The sequence below is a fragment of the Pantoea sp. C8B4 genome (assembly GCF_051336905.1).
GTDB lineage: Bacteria > Pseudomonadota > Gammaproteobacteria > Enterobacterales > Enterobacteriaceae > Pantoea > Pantoea rwandensis_B.
This window is the reverse complement of sequence record NZ_JBGMNK010000001.1, coordinates 462465-477408: the sequence shown is the minus strand read 5'-3', so window position 1 is coordinate 477408 and position 14944 is coordinate 462465. Positions and strand designations below refer to the sequence as shown.

Annotated in this window: 17 protein-coding genes; 7 read left to right on the top strand and 10 right to left on the bottom strand. The window is 51.2% G+C overall.

Features of this window, described 5'->3' with window-relative positions:
• The first annotated feature begins 99 nt into the window (after positions 1–99).
• Positions 100–1059 carry an FAD:protein FMN transferase gene (locus tag ACCW76_RS02175; RefSeq protein WP_436337691.1) on the top strand — a complete coding sequence of 320 codons (960 nt, stop codon included), beginning with the start codon at positions 100–102 and terminating at the stop codon, positions 1057–1059.
• Here the strand turns inward: ACCW76_RS02175 and dcuR are convergent.
• The 4 genes from dcuR to ACCW76_RS02155 form a co-directional block, all read right to left on the bottom strand.
• Complete coding sequence (dcuR, locus tag ACCW76_RS02170) at positions 1053–1772, bottom strand: two-component system response regulator DcuR (protein ID WP_436337608.1); 720 nt, start codon at positions 1770–1772, stop codon at positions 1053–1055. The two genes, ACCW76_RS02175 and dcuR, sit on opposite strands and share 7 nt — an antisense overlap.
• Entirely contained in the window at positions 1769–3400 is a 1632-nt protein-coding gene (locus tag ACCW76_RS02165) for a sensor histidine kinase (protein WP_436337690.1), read from the bottom strand. Before ACCW76_RS02165 ends, dcuR begins: the two co-directional genes overlap by 4 nt.
• Before the next feature lie 120 nt (positions 3401–3520).
• Positions 3521–4057 (bottom strand): peptide-methionine (S)-S-oxide reductase MsrA, encoded by a 537-nt coding sequence (msrA, locus tag ACCW76_RS02160; protein WP_038647471.1) that lies wholly within the window; start codon positions 4055–4057, stop codon positions 3521–3523.
• 64 nt (positions 4058–4121) lie between these two features.
• Complete coding sequence (locus tag ACCW76_RS02155) at positions 4122–4688, bottom strand: flavin reductase family protein (protein WP_436337689.1); 567 nt, start codon at positions 4686–4688, stop codon at positions 4122–4124.
• 106 nt (positions 4689–4794) lie between these two features.
• On the opposite strand from ACCW76_RS02155, the gene ACCW76_RS02150 reads away from it, so the two are divergent.
• Positions 4795–5298, top strand: a complete 504-nt coding sequence (locus ACCW76_RS02150) for an AAA family ATPase (RefSeq protein ID WP_436337607.1) — start codon at positions 4795–4797, stop codon at positions 5296–5298.
• 64 nt (positions 5299–5362) lie between these two features.
• On the opposite strand, the gene ACCW76_RS02145 is transcribed toward ACCW76_RS02150, so the two are convergent.
• From ACCW76_RS02145 to ACCW76_RS02135, 3 genes are all read right to left on the bottom strand, one after another.
• On the bottom strand, positions 5363–5791 hold the full coding sequence (locus ACCW76_RS02145) for a hypothetical protein (protein ID WP_436337606.1): 429 nt from the start codon (positions 5789–5791) through the stop codon (positions 5363–5365).
• A 69-nt stretch (positions 5792–5860) separates the two neighbouring features.
• Positions 5861–6253, bottom strand: a complete 393-nt coding sequence (locus ACCW76_RS02140; protein ID WP_436337605.1) for a VOC family protein — start codon at positions 6251–6253, stop codon at positions 5861–5863.
• 492 nt (positions 6254–6745) lie between these two features.
• On the bottom strand, positions 6746–7393 hold the full coding sequence (locus ACCW76_RS02135) for a hypothetical protein (RefSeq protein WP_436337604.1): 648 nt from the start codon (positions 7391–7393) through the stop codon (positions 6746–6748).
• Between the two features lie 594 nt (positions 7394–7987).
• Between ACCW76_RS02135 and ACCW76_RS02130 the strand changes: the two genes are divergently transcribed.
• Both ACCW76_RS02130 and ACCW76_RS02125 read left to right on the top strand, forming a co-directional pair.
• On the top strand, positions 7988–8728 hold the full coding sequence (locus ACCW76_RS02130; protein WP_436337603.1) for a hypothetical protein: 741 nt from the start codon (positions 7988–7990) through the stop codon (positions 8726–8728).
• Positions 8721–9599 carry a hypothetical protein gene (locus tag ACCW76_RS02125; protein WP_436337602.1) on the top strand — a complete coding sequence of 293 codons (879 nt, stop codon included), beginning with the start codon at positions 8721–8723 and terminating at the stop codon, positions 9597–9599. Before ACCW76_RS02130 ends, ACCW76_RS02125 begins: the two co-directional genes overlap by 8 nt.
• A gap of 207 nt (positions 9600–9806) precedes the next feature.
• Here ACCW76_RS02125 and alaE read toward each other — a convergent pair whose 3' ends face one another.
• The gene (gene alaE, locus ACCW76_RS02120; protein WP_436337601.1) at positions 9807–10244 is read right to left on the bottom strand and encodes an L-alanine exporter AlaE; all 438 of its coding nucleotides are present in this window, start codon (positions 10242–10244) and stop codon (positions 9807–9809) included.
• A 257-nt stretch (positions 10245–10501) separates the two neighbouring features.
• On the opposite strand from alaE, the gene umuD reads away from it, so the two are divergent.
• The 3 genes from umuD (at position 10502) to ACCW76_RS02105 (ending at position 12936) form a co-directional block, all read left to right on the top strand.
• Positions 10502–10924 carry a translesion error-prone DNA polymerase V autoproteolytic subunit gene (umuD, locus tag ACCW76_RS02115; protein ID WP_038647438.1) on the top strand — a complete coding sequence of 141 codons (423 nt, stop codon included), beginning with the start codon at positions 10502–10504 and terminating at the stop codon, positions 10922–10924.
• Positions 10924–12186, top strand: coding sequence for a translesion error-prone DNA polymerase V subunit UmuC (gene umuC / locus ACCW76_RS02110; protein WP_436337600.1), 1263 nt, complete (start codon positions 10924–10926; stop codon positions 12184–12186). The genes umuD and umuC overlap by 1 nt, the downstream gene beginning before the upstream one ends.
• A 153-nt stretch (positions 12187–12339) precedes the next feature.
• Complete coding sequence (locus ACCW76_RS02105) at positions 12340–12936, top strand: DsrE family protein (RefSeq protein WP_038647436.1); 597 nt, start codon at positions 12340–12342, stop codon at positions 12934–12936.
• A gap of 44 nt (positions 12937–12980) precedes the next feature.
• Here the strand turns inward: ACCW76_RS02105 and ACCW76_RS02100 are convergent, their stop codons facing one another.
• Entirely contained in the window at positions 12981–14051 is a 1071-nt protein-coding gene (locus ACCW76_RS02100) for a hypothetical protein (RefSeq protein WP_436337599.1), read from the bottom strand.
• Positions 14048–14866, bottom strand: coding sequence for a nucleotidyltransferase domain-containing protein (locus tag ACCW76_RS02095; protein WP_436337598.1), 819 nt, complete (start codon positions 14864–14866; stop codon positions 14048–14050). The genes ACCW76_RS02100 and ACCW76_RS02095 overlap by 4 nt, the downstream gene beginning before the upstream one ends.
• Between the last annotated feature and the right edge of the window lie 78 nt (positions 14867–14944).

Sequence of the window (14944 nt, the reverse complement as noted above, 5' to 3'; positions counted from 1 at the left end):
TAAGGCGTTAGAGTGTGAATTCCGGTGACTGACAACCGTCGGTCACCGGGTGACATGCACAAGGCACTGGCGCGCAATATGGCGGGTAAACGAGGCTCTATGACCGAAGGCGTCTACTCTTACTCCGCTGTTCTGATGGGTTCTCCCATTCTGCTCAAACTGTTCGACGATAACCCCACCTTAGCCCGTCAGGTCTTTCAACTTATCAAGCAGCAAGAAAATCTGTTCACCGTTAATCGTGCTGAATCCGAAGTGATGTCGATCAACCAGGCGGCGGGTCGCCATGCGGTGCGCGTCAGTGAGGCCGTGTTCCGGCTAATCAGCGTGGCGCATGCCGTCAGTGTGTCGCCCGGCAGCGCGTTTAACTTCACTATCGGCCCGGTGGTGAAACGCTGGAAGATTGGTTTTCAGGGCCATGCCGTCCCTCCCGCTGATGAAATAGCCGCACTGCTGCCATTGACCGATCCGCACCAGGTGATCCTCAATGAGGAAGATCGTTCGGTGTTCCTGCAACAGCCGGGCATGGAGATCGATCTCGGGGCCATCGCCAAAGGTTACATCGCTGATGTGGTGCAGGCATTTTTACGCCAGCAGGGCGTGCCGCAGGCGCTGATCAATCTCGGGGGCAATGTGCAGACACTCGGCGCACCGCCGCATGAGCCACAAGGCTGGAGCATTGGCCTGAAAAAGCCGTTTGGACGCGAGGATGAACTGCTGGGTGTATTGCAGGTGCAGGGTAAATCGGTGGTGACATCGGGGATTTACGAGCGCTATTTCGAACTGGACGGCAAGTGCTGGCACCATATCTTCGATCCACACACCGGCTATCCGCTGGATAACGAGTTGCTGAGCGTGACGGTGATTTCCGATCGCTCTCTGGATGGTGATATCTACACGACGTTGCTGTACGGCATGGGCGTGGAACAGGGGCTGGCCTATCTGGCCGACCAGCCCGATCTGGATGCGGTGTTTGTGACGCGCGATCGACAGATCATCTGCTCTTCAACGCGCCACTTCCAGTTCCAGCAGCGCGATTTCGCCTGGCAGCTGCGTTACTGACAGTATTGCTGCAACAGCGAATGGTATTCCGGCTGTAAACGATAGCGATACACCGGACGGCCCGTTGCGCCGTAGTGAATGCTGGTGAACAGAATATTAATCTGCGCCAGCCAGATCAGATATTTACGGCATGACACGCGCGAAATATTCACTTCTGCCGCCAGCTCATCGGTGGAGAACTCATGGCCGGGATGGACATCAATCCACTGACACAAGGTACGCAGTGTCTGCGGCGTTAAGCCTTTCGGCAAGCGCTTGTTGTCATGCTGCGTTGCCGGGTTGCCATGGATCAACAGATCAACATCAGACTGCTGATAGTAGTGCTGATTATCCATTAACGACTTCTTTTGCCGCCAACTGGTCAGCGCCTCTTCAAAACGCGGGAACTGGAACGGCTTAATCAGATAATCCACCACGCCATAGTGCAGCGAGGTTTTGATGTTCTCGGCATCGGCAGCGGATGAAATGATGATCACCTCGACCGAACTCTGGGCTTTGCGCAGTTCTGGCAGCAGATCGAGGCCATTCTCTTGCTGCATATAGATATCCAGCAGCACCAAATCGATCGGGGTATCGCTGTTGAACAGAATCTCTTTGGCTTGCTTCAGGGTCGAAGCGGTTCCACAGCAGTGGAAGCCCTGAACCTGACCGATAAAGGATCGGTTCAGTTCAGCGACCATGGCGTCATCATCGACCACTAACACATTGATCATGCGGATTGGTTTCCTCCATCCCAGGGAAGTTGTACTAAAAATTGGGTAAAGACGCCGGGTTCTGACTCAACGGTCACGCCGCCACCGAGGTTTTCCGTTTGCTGTTTCAGCAGGAACAGGCCCACGCCACGGTTCTCTCCTTTGGTGGAGAACCCTTTATCAAAAATTGTCGCGAGATTGGCCGGCTCAATGCCGGGACCATCATCACTCACTTCACACGCCAGCCAGCCGTTTTGATAGTGCAGCATCACGTGGATCTCGCCTTCGGTCTGCTCGCTGAGTGCATCGATGGCGTTCTCCACCAGATTACCAACCACGGTGATCAGGGCCGCCATCTGGTCTTCGTTGCCGCTATCCGGCACAAAGCTGGCATCGCTGATGGTCAGGCGATGACCGCAATCCGAGGCACGATTGATCTTACTCAGCAGGAAACCGGCAATCACCGGTGACTTGATGCGATCCAGCAAATAGCCAATCTCAGTCTGGTAATTATTGGCGGTTTTCAAAATATACGCTTCCACCTGCGCATAGTTTTTCATGTGCAGCAGGCCGAGGATCACGTGCAGTTTGTTCATGAACTCGTGCGAGCGCTCCCGCAGCGCATCGACGTAGTTTACCATGCCCGTCAGGCGCTGCATCAGTCGGCTGATTTCGGTCTTGTCCCTGAAAGTACAGACCGCGCCAATAATACGTCCCTGGCTGCGCACCGGCACCGTATTGCACAACAGCAAGCGTCCATTCACATTCAGCTCTTCATCACGACGCGCACGGCCGCTGTGCAGCACATCTCGCAGGTGTTGATTGATCACCGAGGCATCATCAATTCCCTCGTTATCGATCATGCCGCTGGACGACGGCTCATTGAGCAGGGTGCGCGCGGCCTGATTCACCAGCGTTACCTGCGCCTGATCGTCCATCGCCACCACGCCCTCTTTGACTGAGTTGAGAATCGCCTGACGCTGCTCAAACAGAGTGGAAATCTCGTAGGGTTCGAGGCCGAATAAGATGCGTTTCAGCACGCGCACCAGCACAAAGGTGCCAATCGCGCCCGCCAGCGTACCAATCAGGATGGTCCAGATAATGCTCCAGCGGCTTTCGTTGATCTGATCGGTGACGGCATCGAGGGAGATACCAATCGCCACTACACCGATCTGCCGATCCTCCACGTTATATACCGGCGTGAAGACGCGCAGCGCTTTTGCCAGCGAACCTTTGTTCACCGAGACGTTTTCATGGCCGCGCAGGGCAGGCCCGATGTCCTCGCCGATAAAGTGCTTCCCGACCAGTTCCGGATTGCGATGAGAATAGCGGATACCGTCCATATTGGTGACGGTAATAAACAGCAGATTGTTGCTCTCTTCCACGGCTTTCGCGATGGGCTGAATATTGGCATTGGCCACCGGTTGCGTCAGCGCCTGCTGAATCTCCGGCGATCTCGCCAGCGTGCGGGCCACCGCCATGGCCTTATCTTCCAGCTGGGCGCGGGTTGAGGCACCAATCTGGAAGAAATAGAACATGTGCACACTCAGCAGCACCAGCACGATCACCGCGCTGAGCATCAGCGTCACCAGCGTGTTGAGTTTCATCGGCCGCTTGCGCGCGGGGATTGCGGGTTGAGGCGTGGTCATCATCGCTCCCTGAAGAGAAGAGGGCGCTATTATGACGGTTAAATGCAAAAAGGTCGTCATAAATGACGACCTTTGATGGCGATGGATGCGGCGTTCAGCAGCCGCATCTCAAGGGCAGAATCAGCCCTGTTTCACGCGATTGGCAAAGCTCTTACGCAGTTTCTGCAGTTTCGGTGGGATCACCGCCATGCAGTAGCCGTTACGCTGACCGGCGCCATCCCAGTAATCCTGATGATAATCTTCCGCCGGATACCACTCTTTCAGTGGCTCGATGGTGGTGACCACCGGCACGTTGAGATCGGCTTGTGCACGCGCAATCGCGGCAATCGCTTCGGCTTCCTGCTCTGGGGTCGCCGGGAAGATCGCTGAACGATACTGGGTACCGACATCGTTGCCCTGACGGTTCAACTGGGTTGGATCGTGCGTCGCAAAGCTGATGTCCAGCAGATCGCCGTATTTCACCTGCTCGGGATCGAAGCCGACGCGAATCGCTTCGGCATGGCCGGTGGCACCGCTGCACACCTGCTCATAGGTTGGGTTCGGGCGCTCCCCGCCGGTATACCCACTTTCGACTGACTCCACGCCAATCACATCTTTGAACACTGCTTCGGTACACCAGAAACAGCCACCGGCGATCACCGCATATTCGGTTGCCATTGTTATTACTCCTGTCAGGTCGAAAGCGTTACTGTGAGGGCGCTCGAAGGCGAATTCAAGCCGCTTAAATTAACATTTCTGGCTTAAAATCATGGTGCTTGTCGAGCACGCTATGACTCATAACGGTAAAACGTCCTTCGCCAGTGTAGTGCAGCGTCGGCGGAAATTCCGGTTTATCGGCCACGTGCGCTTTGACGATTTCGAAAATAAAGAAGCTGTAGTTATTCACCATCGAGTCGTCATACAGCTGACACTCAAAGCTGGCGAAGCACTCATCGATCAGCGGCGCATTCACCACTTTTGCCGGTTCTGGCGTGAGGTGAAAGGCATCGAACTTATCGAGGCGATCGCCATGGCAGTTACCAATCGCCACCACGCTATCCACCAATTCCGCCGAGGGGATGTTCATCACGCACTGTCCGCTTTGCCGAATCAGCTCATGGCTGAAGTTGCCGTTGGCGATCATGCAGCCCACCAGTGACGGCGAGAACTCCAGAATGGTGTGCCAGCCGAGCGTCATGATGTCGTGGTGATCTTCAAATTGCGAACTCAGCAACACCACTGGACCAGGTTCCAGATACTTCCGCGCCTTGCTGACCGGAAAGTCGATTTTATGCAGGCGTTGACTCATCATGCGTCTCCTTATTTTTGCAGAGATAGCGTAAGTGTAGATGCCAGGCTTTACTGGACCGGCATTTAACGGCATGGTAGAGCGTCATTTTATCTGGAGCTGGTCAATGGAATCTGCGTCTGTGTCCACATCTCGTCCTGTTTTGCATCTGCTGTGCGGCAAAATCGCTGCCGGAAAATCAACGCTGGCCCATCAACTGGCCCAACAGACCGGCGCGGTGATTATCAGCGAAGACGCCTGGCTGGCGCATCTGTTCGCCGAAGAGATGCAGGATGTTGCGGACTACGTGCGTTGTGCGGGCAAATTACGCAATGCGATGACGCCACACCTGATCGCCCTGTTACAGCGCGGTGTGTCAGTGGTGCTGGATTTCCCGGCGAATACCGTCGGCCAACGTCAGTGGATGAAGGCGGTGATCCAGAGTGCACAGGCGGAACATCAGCTGCACTTTATCGATGTGCCCGATGCGCTGTGCAAGAGCCGTCTGCATGCGCGTAATGCAGAAGGTGAGCATGACTTCGCGGCGACCGATGCGCAGTTCGAGGTGATCAGCAGCTACTTCGTCGCACCGCATGCGGATGAAGGGTTTAATGTGGTGATTCACGGTTAATAACGACGATGACTGGCTGAGTATTTGCGCCAGTTATCTTGTAACGTCCCTGCAAAATCTCCGGCTATTTATTGAGTTGATTGATGATTCTTTTGAGGGTGTTGTAGGGGCCTTCCAGCGTAATCTCGTTGCCATCGTTGCGTATATAAATGCGCTGGGATTTGAATCTTCGGTATTTCGCTATTTTAAGCTCATAATCACCTTGCTCAGTTTGCTGGTAATGGTACTTCTCCAGAACTGAATTTAAGTCGCTTAAGCGAATGGGTGACTTAATCCTCAGCCACGCAATATTGGTAAACCAAAAACTTGCTGCAAGCCCGCATAGCATACCGGTAAAGCCGCCGGTGATATTGCCATGAGTTAACTGGGGCAATAGCCATTTGATCACGGCTGAAAAGAATAGGCCGGTGAGAATGAAAAAAACGATTCTGAAACTATCTTTTTGCCATTGTTTTATCAGGCTAAGGCGATGAAGTGAATAGTGAAATTTCAATTTTTGATTCCTTTCAAAATGTGCATCCGTTCCTGATTGTAGCGTTATCCGTTGCTGACTGACGAATCGTTATGCCGAGTTTTCCAATATCTGTTTTGCCTGCGTATATTCCCAGGACGTGATTTCAATCTTGTTGCCACTGAGATCGCTGAAGTATAGGGACATGGAGATATCGTGGTCACTGACGGTGTAAGCGATTTTTTTCGACTTGAGGATAGGTATCAATTCGACAAACGCTGACGCCTCCACGGCGAAAGCCATGGCGTGGCCTGGGTGCTGGGATTTTCTCAGGAAGAGGGAGAGTGATGCGCCATTATTCCTGATGACCAGCGGCCCTCCTTGCTCAAACCAGAAGTGCAGGGAGTTGTCACGGGTGAAGCCAAGGATTTCCTGATACCAGTGTTCTGCTTTCTCGATATCGTCGACGTAGACGTGTATATGGTCGATTTTGGTTATGTTCATATGGCTCGATCCTTATTTGTGCTTTGGAGATGTTTGCTGAAGTTTTTGGGATTCACAAATTGGATAGCACTGGGGGACATGAGATTTACCATAATGTTTGGGGGGGTATTGGTGTTGGTAAGTTGGCGATGGGTGTGGGGCGGATTAATGGGAGAGACCCTTCATGAATTGAGGAGCTTAGCTATTTTTAACTTACTACATAATACTGCTTCAAGAACCGATATTGTCAATGGAACAGCCAATTGATTCTATGAGTTTTACAATAAGCCATCCACCTTTCTTCAATGCTTTATAAATAAGCGAAATTTCTTTTTAATATTAATGCTTAATCCGGTGTCATTATGCCTTTTCTCTTCATTGGGCTTGGGTTATTGGCGATGAAGATACCTGATGCTTGCTATCCATATAGAATGTATCCGCAGGTTATTCCTTTGGAAACAATAAGTATTTCGATGCGATTCTACGTCAAGATTATGATTTGAAAAGTGCGAATTAACATATTCTAAATACTTCACCTAACATGTTAGTATTGACTGCCACCTCATATTCACCTGTTTGTCTTGAGAAGAATACATTCTCTTTATCAATGATTGTTTGGATTACTACTCGTTTGCTTTTATCAAACCAAGTTTGTTGGGCATAATGAATATAAGCGAAGGCTTTTGCCACCCCTAAAGATGTCGTCCAAGATTGACCGAAGTGTCGGTTATTCAGTTCGGATTCATCACATCCTCTATACAGAGTGATTTTTTCATTCAATTCATCAATGTCATTGGGTCTCAATATCTCATCAAGTAATATTTCAGGATACCATTCTTCTTTTTCTTGACATGTATAAAGCTGATGCATTCCGCCCGCTGCATAATTGCTAAAAGCATGTCGTAACGAATCAAAGACCTGTATTACGGGTTCTTGATTGGGAGGTAAGAGGAGCATGTTATGGTATGAAAGAATGTCTCTTTCCGCTGCGTTTCTGCTAAAGTTGTAGGCTGCCTGCGAGGTCCTGAGTGATGAATCTTTTTTTATAGACTGAACATAATATTCAACGGCCGCTATTGCTTGTGAACGATAGCAGGAAAAAAAATCCTCATTGAATTTTGATTCAATTGAGTTAACAACGATTTTCATATTGTTAGCCATGAATTTCTCAGTGATGGCACTAAACACGTTTCTACCTCATCCGTACGTAACGTCATTATTTTTTATGTTATACCTTATAACGTCAGTTATGCAAAATATTGTTCGACACCAACGAAATCATTGGCGATCCCCACCGTTAAAAATATCACATCTAATATGATTTTTATACATGGGCTGATTGTTATTCAAAATCAGCCCATCAAATAGTGTCAACAAATATTAAGTTAAACTTGTAGCTAGGCTTGCAAGCCTTATCGATAAAGTTGGTCTTATACCCTAAAAAGGAAGCTTTTCTCAGTCCGAGGCTAAATTAATATTTTGCTATCTGGGACCATTTAGATGCAGTTATAAGACATTTTTTTATTCAGGCACCAGAACATCAAAGTTAATGGTTCATGTTTAGATTTAAGCAGAGTCAAATTCCTAAAGCCGCGTTCTTATCAGTATGTAAGCCACAGGCTCATCAGTTGATAAATGATTTGTTAAGTGGGCTGTGTTTATGTACAGTAGTATTGAGGCTGTTCAAATCCCCAGCTCTAAAATTTTCTGATTCTCAGATAAAATCAGAAAAAATGGGTATTACTTGGGATTATTGTGCGATTAAAAATAGGGCGGTTACTGCCGGGTTTTAAGCCGTTGGGCATAGGATCTCGCTTGCCTGTTAGAGGTATAGCCTTAATTGACAGTGGAGAGTCCGCTGTCATCGCAAAACGGATCCCTGATCGGGAGTTAGCCGTTGAACTGATTTGTGCCTGTATTGGCAGAGAAATCGGTTTGCCGATCCCTGAGCCAGTTCTTCTCATTGATCCTGACGGTACGTGGTACTTTGGCAGCATTGATCTCGGGCATCCAAATCTTCAGCAGGTCGCAGTATGTGGCGATGCAGCCATCATTGCCAAACTTGAAGAATGGCCCAGTTTGGTTAAAGCCGCGTGTTTTGACGAATGGATAGCCAATCCTGACCGAGGTGACGAGAACCTACTCTTTGATGGCAATGGCTTTATTTTGATTGACCATGGCTTAGCCATCCCTGAGGGTATGCTTTCGGGTGACTGGACTGATGATTTTTATTCTAACCAGTTGCTTGATGTTGTCAGTGGCAGGTGTGGCGGATCCAGCATTGTGCGTGAGGCTAAAGCACAAGAAATGATAAAATGGTCTGCGCAATTTGAGGGATTTAGTACGCTCTATAGCTCTGATGCTTTCCCCGAATATATTGAATTAAAATACAGAAGTACGCTGTCTGATTTTCTTACCACGCGTATCAATAGGTTAGGCAGTGAACTTTACCGTAAACTTAATCCTGAGCAGGGGGCATTGAATTTAAATGATTGATTTCGATGGTCTTCTGAGACAACTGCCTGATTTACCTAGCTATAAAGCGCAGTGGGTTCCTGTCTATCTTGAGCCAATGATGGCCTCCGGTGAACGCATTACTATTGCCGTTGCTGCCTTGGGAGATGACGGTACTGCATTGGTTCGCTCTGCATTGAGACAGGAAAAAGCAAAAGCTATGTACGCAGAGAAATCCGATCCTTTTATGGACTTGATTAAAACTGCTATTGATAGCCTTCAATTTCATCTAAACACCAAGCAATCTTTCGAAGGTTGGGTATGCCCATTTAGTGGACTAGAGATGGGGGAGCCCCGCACTGCCTTGTCATCGGATATTATCGGTGTATTAAGACAAGCTGTATCAATGTCAGCAAGTCTATCAGCCTTAGACTTTGATGCACCGATTGAAAAAGATAATTATAAAAACGACAGTTGGGCAAATAAGTTTAGAGATACTGTCGTGGCCAACTCTCCGGGGCTAGATAAGTACTTTCGTGCAAGGTTTTCAACAAGAAATTCGTCTAGAGATTTAAGAGTTTTCTTTTTGAGCCCGAACATTGCTGTGAATACTGGCAAGCTTATTCCTGGCGGTGGTATTTCATATCACTTTGATATAAATAAATCACGATTATTAGACCTTCTCACTGTGAAAGAGAATGAGGGTAGTATGGCGCCCCGAGTTCATCATGAGTTGATTGTTTATCGGCCTGCAAATGATGATGCCTCTTACAGCAAAAGTCAGGTCCAGGCCATTGACGCCTATGTTAATGCGTTGAATGATGCCGGAGACAAACATAATATACGTGTAACAACCGCAGTGTCTGCAGAGGCGGCAACCAAAAGGTTACTTAATCTGGAATTTGGTTTTTAATCCTATAGGAATTCTTACCTGTACACGCTAATACACCTGAGGCTGTACCCTTATTTCATAATGATTTCACTCTTTTTCATAATTACCTCGCATGGTTGTTACAACGCTCTTGGCAAATGGACTCTTTCCCGAATGCTGATCTGTTGCCGTTGATTAACCCGAACAGAGGTTCATAGCGTCCGCTGCTGGTACAAATCAGTCATTCCATCATTCCCCCAACGACATCGGCTTTTCCCCACCCGGCGGCAAACCAAACATGCCTCGCACCCAATTAAGAAACGCGCCATAAGGCCTGCCCAAAAACAGCATCATCAATGCAGCTCCGAGCGTACCACGCACCAATCCACTGCCCGACGCACCGCTAAAAGCGATGATCGCCGCATAGATCGGCACCTGAAAACTCACCAGCGCGATACTGTCCCACAGCAGTTTCGAAATTCGGCCCGACCCCGCACGCTGCATCACCCAATCGCGCCACAAACCGTAAGGACGGGCAACCGGCACCATCAGAATTGCACCAATTAAACGGGCATGCAGCACCTGTTCCCACGCCATGCCCGCAATCCATCGTTCATTAATCATGCCCGTCGTGGTGAAAAATAAAATCAGCGCAGTGGTATCCGCAATAAAGGCCTTTCGGTACATGCTTTGGTCCTGAGGTTGAGACAAAATGCATTTCCTATATGAAATCGTGAGACAAAAGCCGTTCAACTCAGCGAAGAACCCTCATTTCACCCTAGCCCAAAACCACCGCAGCACATCCATCTCACCGTTAAAACCACCCAAAATTAAATCTCCTTTCCTGCCAACTGCTTTGCATCATCCCGAAGGATCCCGCTTGATCAAACATCCCGATCAGTAATACTGTATCTATATACAGTATTTTTTCGAAGGCCATCATTATGGTGTTTTATCAACCGGCGGAACTCCGTGCCATCCTCAGTTTGCCCTTGTTTATCAGTCGTGTGCCGTGTGGTTTTCCGTCACCGGCGCAGGACTACGTTGAGCAGCGTATTGACCTCAATGACCTCTGCGTCACACATCCCAGCGCCACTTACTTCATCAAAGTCAGCGGTGACTCGATGATCGAAGGCGGAATCAGCGACGGCGATATGCTGATCGTCGATAGTGCGGAGAAACCCGAGCAGGGTGATGTGGTGGTGGCGGCCATCTCGGGGGAGTTCACGGTGAAGCAGCTGATGTTGAAGCCCTGTCTGCACCTCAAACCGATGAATGCGGCGCACGCCATCATTCCCATTCCCGACCCGGATCAGTTTGAGATCTTCGGTGTCGTTAAACATGTCATCAAGACGCTGAGAAGGTGATGTTTGCGCTGGTGGATGTGAACTCATTCTATGCCTCGTGCGAGACGGTGTTCAGGCCGGATCTCAAAGGCAAGCCGGTGATTGTGTTAAGCAACAACGATGGCTGTGTCATCGCACGTTCGGCCGAGGCTAAGAAGCTGAATATCGGCATGGGCGGCCCCTATTTCAAAATCAAGGATGTGTTGCGTCGCCATAACGTGCATGTGTTCAGCTCTAACTATGCGCTCTACGCCGACATGAGTCTGCGCGTGATGACGATACTGGAAGAGATGGCGCCCGCCGTTGAGATCTACTCCATCGATGAGGCGTTTATGAACCTCACGGGCGTGCGGAATTGCCGCGTGCTGGAAGAGTTCGGACGGGAAATCCAGCAGCGGGTTAAACGCGAAACGCATCTGGCAGTCGGGGTGGGGATCGCGCCCACCAAAACCCTGGCTAAGCTGGCCAACCATGCCGCTAAGAAATGGAGTAAAACCGGCGGCGTGCTGGATCTCTCCAACCTTGAGCGGCAAAAGAAGTTAATGGCGTTAGTCGATGTGGCCGATGTGTGGGGCGTAGGGCGTCGCATCAGCAAAAAGCTGAATGCCATGGGCATCAATACCGCGCTGGATTTGTCGGAGCAGAGCACCTGGGTGATCCGCAAGCACTTCAATGTGGTGCTGGAGCGCACCGTGCGCGAGCTGCGCGGTGAGCCCTGTCTCGAACTGGAAGAGTTTGCGCCCGTGAAGCAGCAGATTGTCTGCTCACGCTCGTTTGCGGGACGCATCACGGAGTACGCCGACATGCGTGAGGCGGTGTGCAACTATGCCGTGCGCGCCGCCGAAAAATTGCGGGGCGAGCGGCAGTACTGTCGACAGATCGGCGTGTTTATTCGCACCAGCCCGCATGCGGAGGGGGAAATTTTTTACGGTAATCAGGCAATCATTAAAGTGCTGACGCCCACCAACGACAGCCGCGATATTATCCGCGTGGCCACCGAGGCGCTGGATCGCATCTGGCGGGAAGGGCGCCGCTATATGAAAGCGGGGGTGATGTTAGGTGACTTCTTCAGTCAGGGCGTGGCACAACTCAATTTGTTTGATGACATCCAGCCGCAGGCGAATAGTGAAATGCTGATGCGAGTGATCGATGGCATAAATCAAAGCGGGAAAGGGAAGCTATGGTTCGCCGGGCAGGGAATCCAAAAATCCTGGGCGATGAAGCGTGAGATGTTGTCTCCAGCGTATACCACCCGATACACAGATCTCCCGGTAGCGAAGTGAATAGGGGTTAGCGCATAACATGAGCCACCGCTTTTCACCGAGCGTTAGGAAATGGCTGAATATGCCCGTATACCTCTGCGATAAGCCGACAAAATGGCAATCCATGCCATACTTGCCAAGGCCGATTTTTCACGATGTCGCGGGAGAAAAGAGATGCGTTCAGTGGTGATTAGCGCAGTTGTCGCAGTAGCGGGTGGGGTATGCGGTGCCTTACTCAGCCAAAATGAAACCCTCTTTGCCGCGAAAGTGAGTGCCCCACCTTCCGATCCCGCCATCAACTGGACCACGCCAGCCATCGCCGGTTACGGCAAAGTGCACTATGACGCCAGCAGCGCATTCCAGCCCAGCAGTGCGCTGAGTAACAAAGTGGTTTTTAAAGTCAGCCGTGGTGCGGAAGAACGCAGTCAGGTTAATCCGGCGCTGGAGCATGTGGCACAAGTGGTGAATACCTATGTGGCGGCCGGTGTGCCGGCAAAACAGTTAAAATTTGTCGTGGCGGTGAATGGCGAAGCGACGCCCGCGATGCTGGAAAACACTCGCTTTCGACAGCTATTTGGTGTGGATAATCCCAACCTTGCGCTGATATCGGCGCTGGAGCAGCAGGGCGTCAAAGTCACGGTGTGCGATCAGGCTCTGGCCTGGCATCATTACGAACCACAATGGATCGCAGATTCGGTGATCCATACGCCCTCCGCACTCACCACGATGACCACGCTGCAAAATCAGGGGTACGCCTTACTCAGTATGTGATCGCACTTGTGGCTTTGCTGGCCCCTGCACCAACCTCAACATTATTATTGCTGCTCCCGCCATATCGGTTGCGCCAGCACCTGCTCACATAATGCCGTCAGTCGCTGAGCCAGCGGCGCATCCATCAACGTTTCGCCCGCCACCCAGGCACCGATCTCCTGTGCGGCGAGGTAATGTTGTGAATGTGCTGGCTGCTGGGTGACCACATGTTGTAAGTAGCGTAAGCACGTAATTGGCCCATCTTCATAGGTTGAAATGTCCGGTGTTGGCGCATCACTCAACATGGCGAGCAGCATCTGCGCACAGCCTAGCAGGAGTGCATCGTCGTGCTCGCTGGCCAGCGCATCCAGCAACTCACCGTACACCGCACAGTTCACTGCGGTGTATTCAATCATCACGCTGTTGGCGTATCCCGTACGCAATAACCAACCGCGTTGTGCGGCGTTCAATGTGGCAGGCATTCGCTCCATCAGATGCACGCGACCCCAGCCATCGACGCGCTGCATCATGGCGAACCAAACGGCCGTGTACTCCTCTGGATCCAGCATGGTTCGCAGCGCGACCACCGCATAAAGCGTGAGTTCGTCATGCTGCGCCAGCACCTGCAATATCTTCACGGTGCGCTGCTGTGAGAACCATGCGGTCATTGCCATGGCAAACTTCACCACGTTCTGATCCGGGCTGGAGGTCACCAGCCAGATCACCAGCGGATAGAGCTGAACTGCGCTCAGGTTCGCCTGCGGAATGGCTTCCATCAATGCATCGATGTAGTACAACGGCGACTGCTGATTGATCAGCCGATACAGCGCGCGCATATTTTTCTTGCCCGGCGCTGCCAGCACCCGTTGTAACGCAGCGAGGATGGCTGCGGCATCCTCCTCAGCCGAGTTGACGCCGATGTGGTAAATCAGCGTGCCTTCGCAGGCTCCCGGCGCCCAGCGTAACTCGGAGGCCTCTGCCAACGGCTGTGCTGGCAGCACTGTGTTATCCCAGGGTAACGGCTGTGCAGTGTCATAGCTCGGTGCCAGAAGGGTATACAGGGCGCGCTGCCGGGTTTTCCATACCACGGGGAACGCAGAAACCAGTCCTAATGATTGCATCAGTGCGCGCATCATATCTCCTCCTTTACATTGAAATCGGCCATCACGGCGTCGAATAACAGGGCATCCAGCAGCGCGCTGTCTCGGTTGCTGTGCGCCAGTGGCAGCGCCTCTGTCGGGCGATCCAGTTCGGCACGGATAAAGGCGTGCAGTATCGGGCGTCGCGGACCGTACTCCGCCTCCCCGGCGCGCTGCTTCACCGACAGCAATTCAGCGATATCGCGCAGCAGTGGGCCATCCTGCACCGTGCCGTGCAGCAGTTGATCAAAACGCATGGGTGGCGCACCTTTCCCTGCCTCTATCCAGCGAACGGCCAGCAAGGGACGCAGCACGTAGAAGTACTTCTTCAGCCGCACCTCATCGTCCTGCAGATACTGGCGAAAGTTCTTTTGTGCCATGGACAGGTAATGCCAGCGCGCGCTTTCGGCAGAGAAGAAGCGACCGCTCAGCGCATGCAGCTGCGCCATGATGCCGTCGTGCTGGCGGTACACGATGGGCGAATCAAGCCAGTCGATCAGCGTTGGGTTGGCGCGTTTTAATAAGCCCAATGCTTTACGCCACTCCCAACCGCACACATCTAACTCGGCATCGATGGGTTTTTCGATCACATCGCGTGGCGGCTCCACCTGCAAATACCACGCGGGTTTATGGACATAGAGAAAACGCACATCGTAATCACTGTCGGGGGAGGCAAACCCCCAGCCGCGACTCCCGGATTCGCAAGCGAAGAGAACACGGACTTCATGTTCAGCTTCTATCTGCTGTAACACACTACAGACACGTTCACGCATAACGGCATCAACGCCATGAACCCCTGTGGTTAGTTTCATCTCTTATTCCTTTTAAAATCTTGAGGTAATAAAGAGATAGCGAATAACGTGCCAAAAATCATAAAACGTCAGATTCTA

Excerpts from the sequence above, each read along its gene's own strand:
- umuD (WP_038647438.1), top strand. The coding sequence starts at position 10,502 with ATGGTGTTTTATCAACCGGCGGAACTCCGTGCCATCCTCAGTTTGCCC.
- ACCW76_RS02140 (WP_436337605.1), bottom strand. The coding sequence starts at position 6,253 with ATGAACATAACCAAAATCGACCATATACACGTCTACGTCGACGATATC.
- ACCW76_RS02175 (WP_436337691.1), top strand. The coding sequence starts at position 100 with ATGACCGAAGGCGTCTACTCTTACTCCGCTGTTCTGATGGGTTCTCCC.
- ACCW76_RS02165 (WP_436337690.1), bottom strand. The coding sequence starts at position 3,400 with ATGACCACGCCTCAACCCGCAATCCCCGCGCGCAAGCGGCCGATGAAA.
- ACCW76_RS02095 (WP_436337598.1), bottom strand. The coding sequence starts at position 14,866 with ATGAAACTAACCACAGGGGTTCATGGCGTTGATGCCGTTATGCGTGAA.
- msrA (WP_038647471.1), bottom strand. The coding sequence starts at position 4,057 with ATGGCAACCGAATATGCGGTGATCGCCGGTGGCTGTTTCTGGTGTACC.
- ACCW76_RS02155 (WP_436337689.1), bottom strand. The coding sequence starts at position 4,688 with ATGAGTCAACGCCTGCATAAAATCGACTTTCCGGTCAGCAAGGCGCGG.
- ACCW76_RS02135 (WP_436337604.1), bottom strand. The coding sequence starts at position 7,393 with ATGGCTAACAATATGAAAATCGTTGTTAACTCAATTGAATCAAAATTC.
- umuC (WP_436337600.1), top strand. The coding sequence starts at position 10,924 with ATGTTTGCGCTGGTGGATGTGAACTCATTCTATGCCTCGTGCGAGACG.
- ACCW76_RS02100 (WP_436337599.1), bottom strand. The coding sequence starts at position 14,051 with ATGATGCGCGCACTGATGCAATCATTAGGACTGGTTTCTGCGTTCCCC.
- ACCW76_RS02105 (WP_038647436.1), top strand. The coding sequence starts at position 12,340 with ATGCGTTCAGTGGTGATTAGCGCAGTTGTCGCAGTAGCGGGTGGGGTA.
- dcuR (WP_436337608.1), bottom strand. The coding sequence starts at position 1,772 with ATGATCAATGTGTTAGTGGTCGATGATGACGCCATGGTCGCTGAACTG.
- ACCW76_RS02125 (WP_436337602.1), top strand. The coding sequence starts at position 8,721 with ATGATTGATTTCGATGGTCTTCTGAGACAACTGCCTGATTTACCTAGC.
- ACCW76_RS02150 (WP_436337607.1), top strand. The coding sequence starts at position 4,795 with ATGGAATCTGCGTCTGTGTCCACATCTCGTCCTGTTTTGCATCTGCTG.
- alaE (WP_436337601.1), bottom strand. The coding sequence starts at position 10,244 with ATGTACCGAAAGGCCTTTATTGCGGATACCACTGCGCTGATTTTATTT.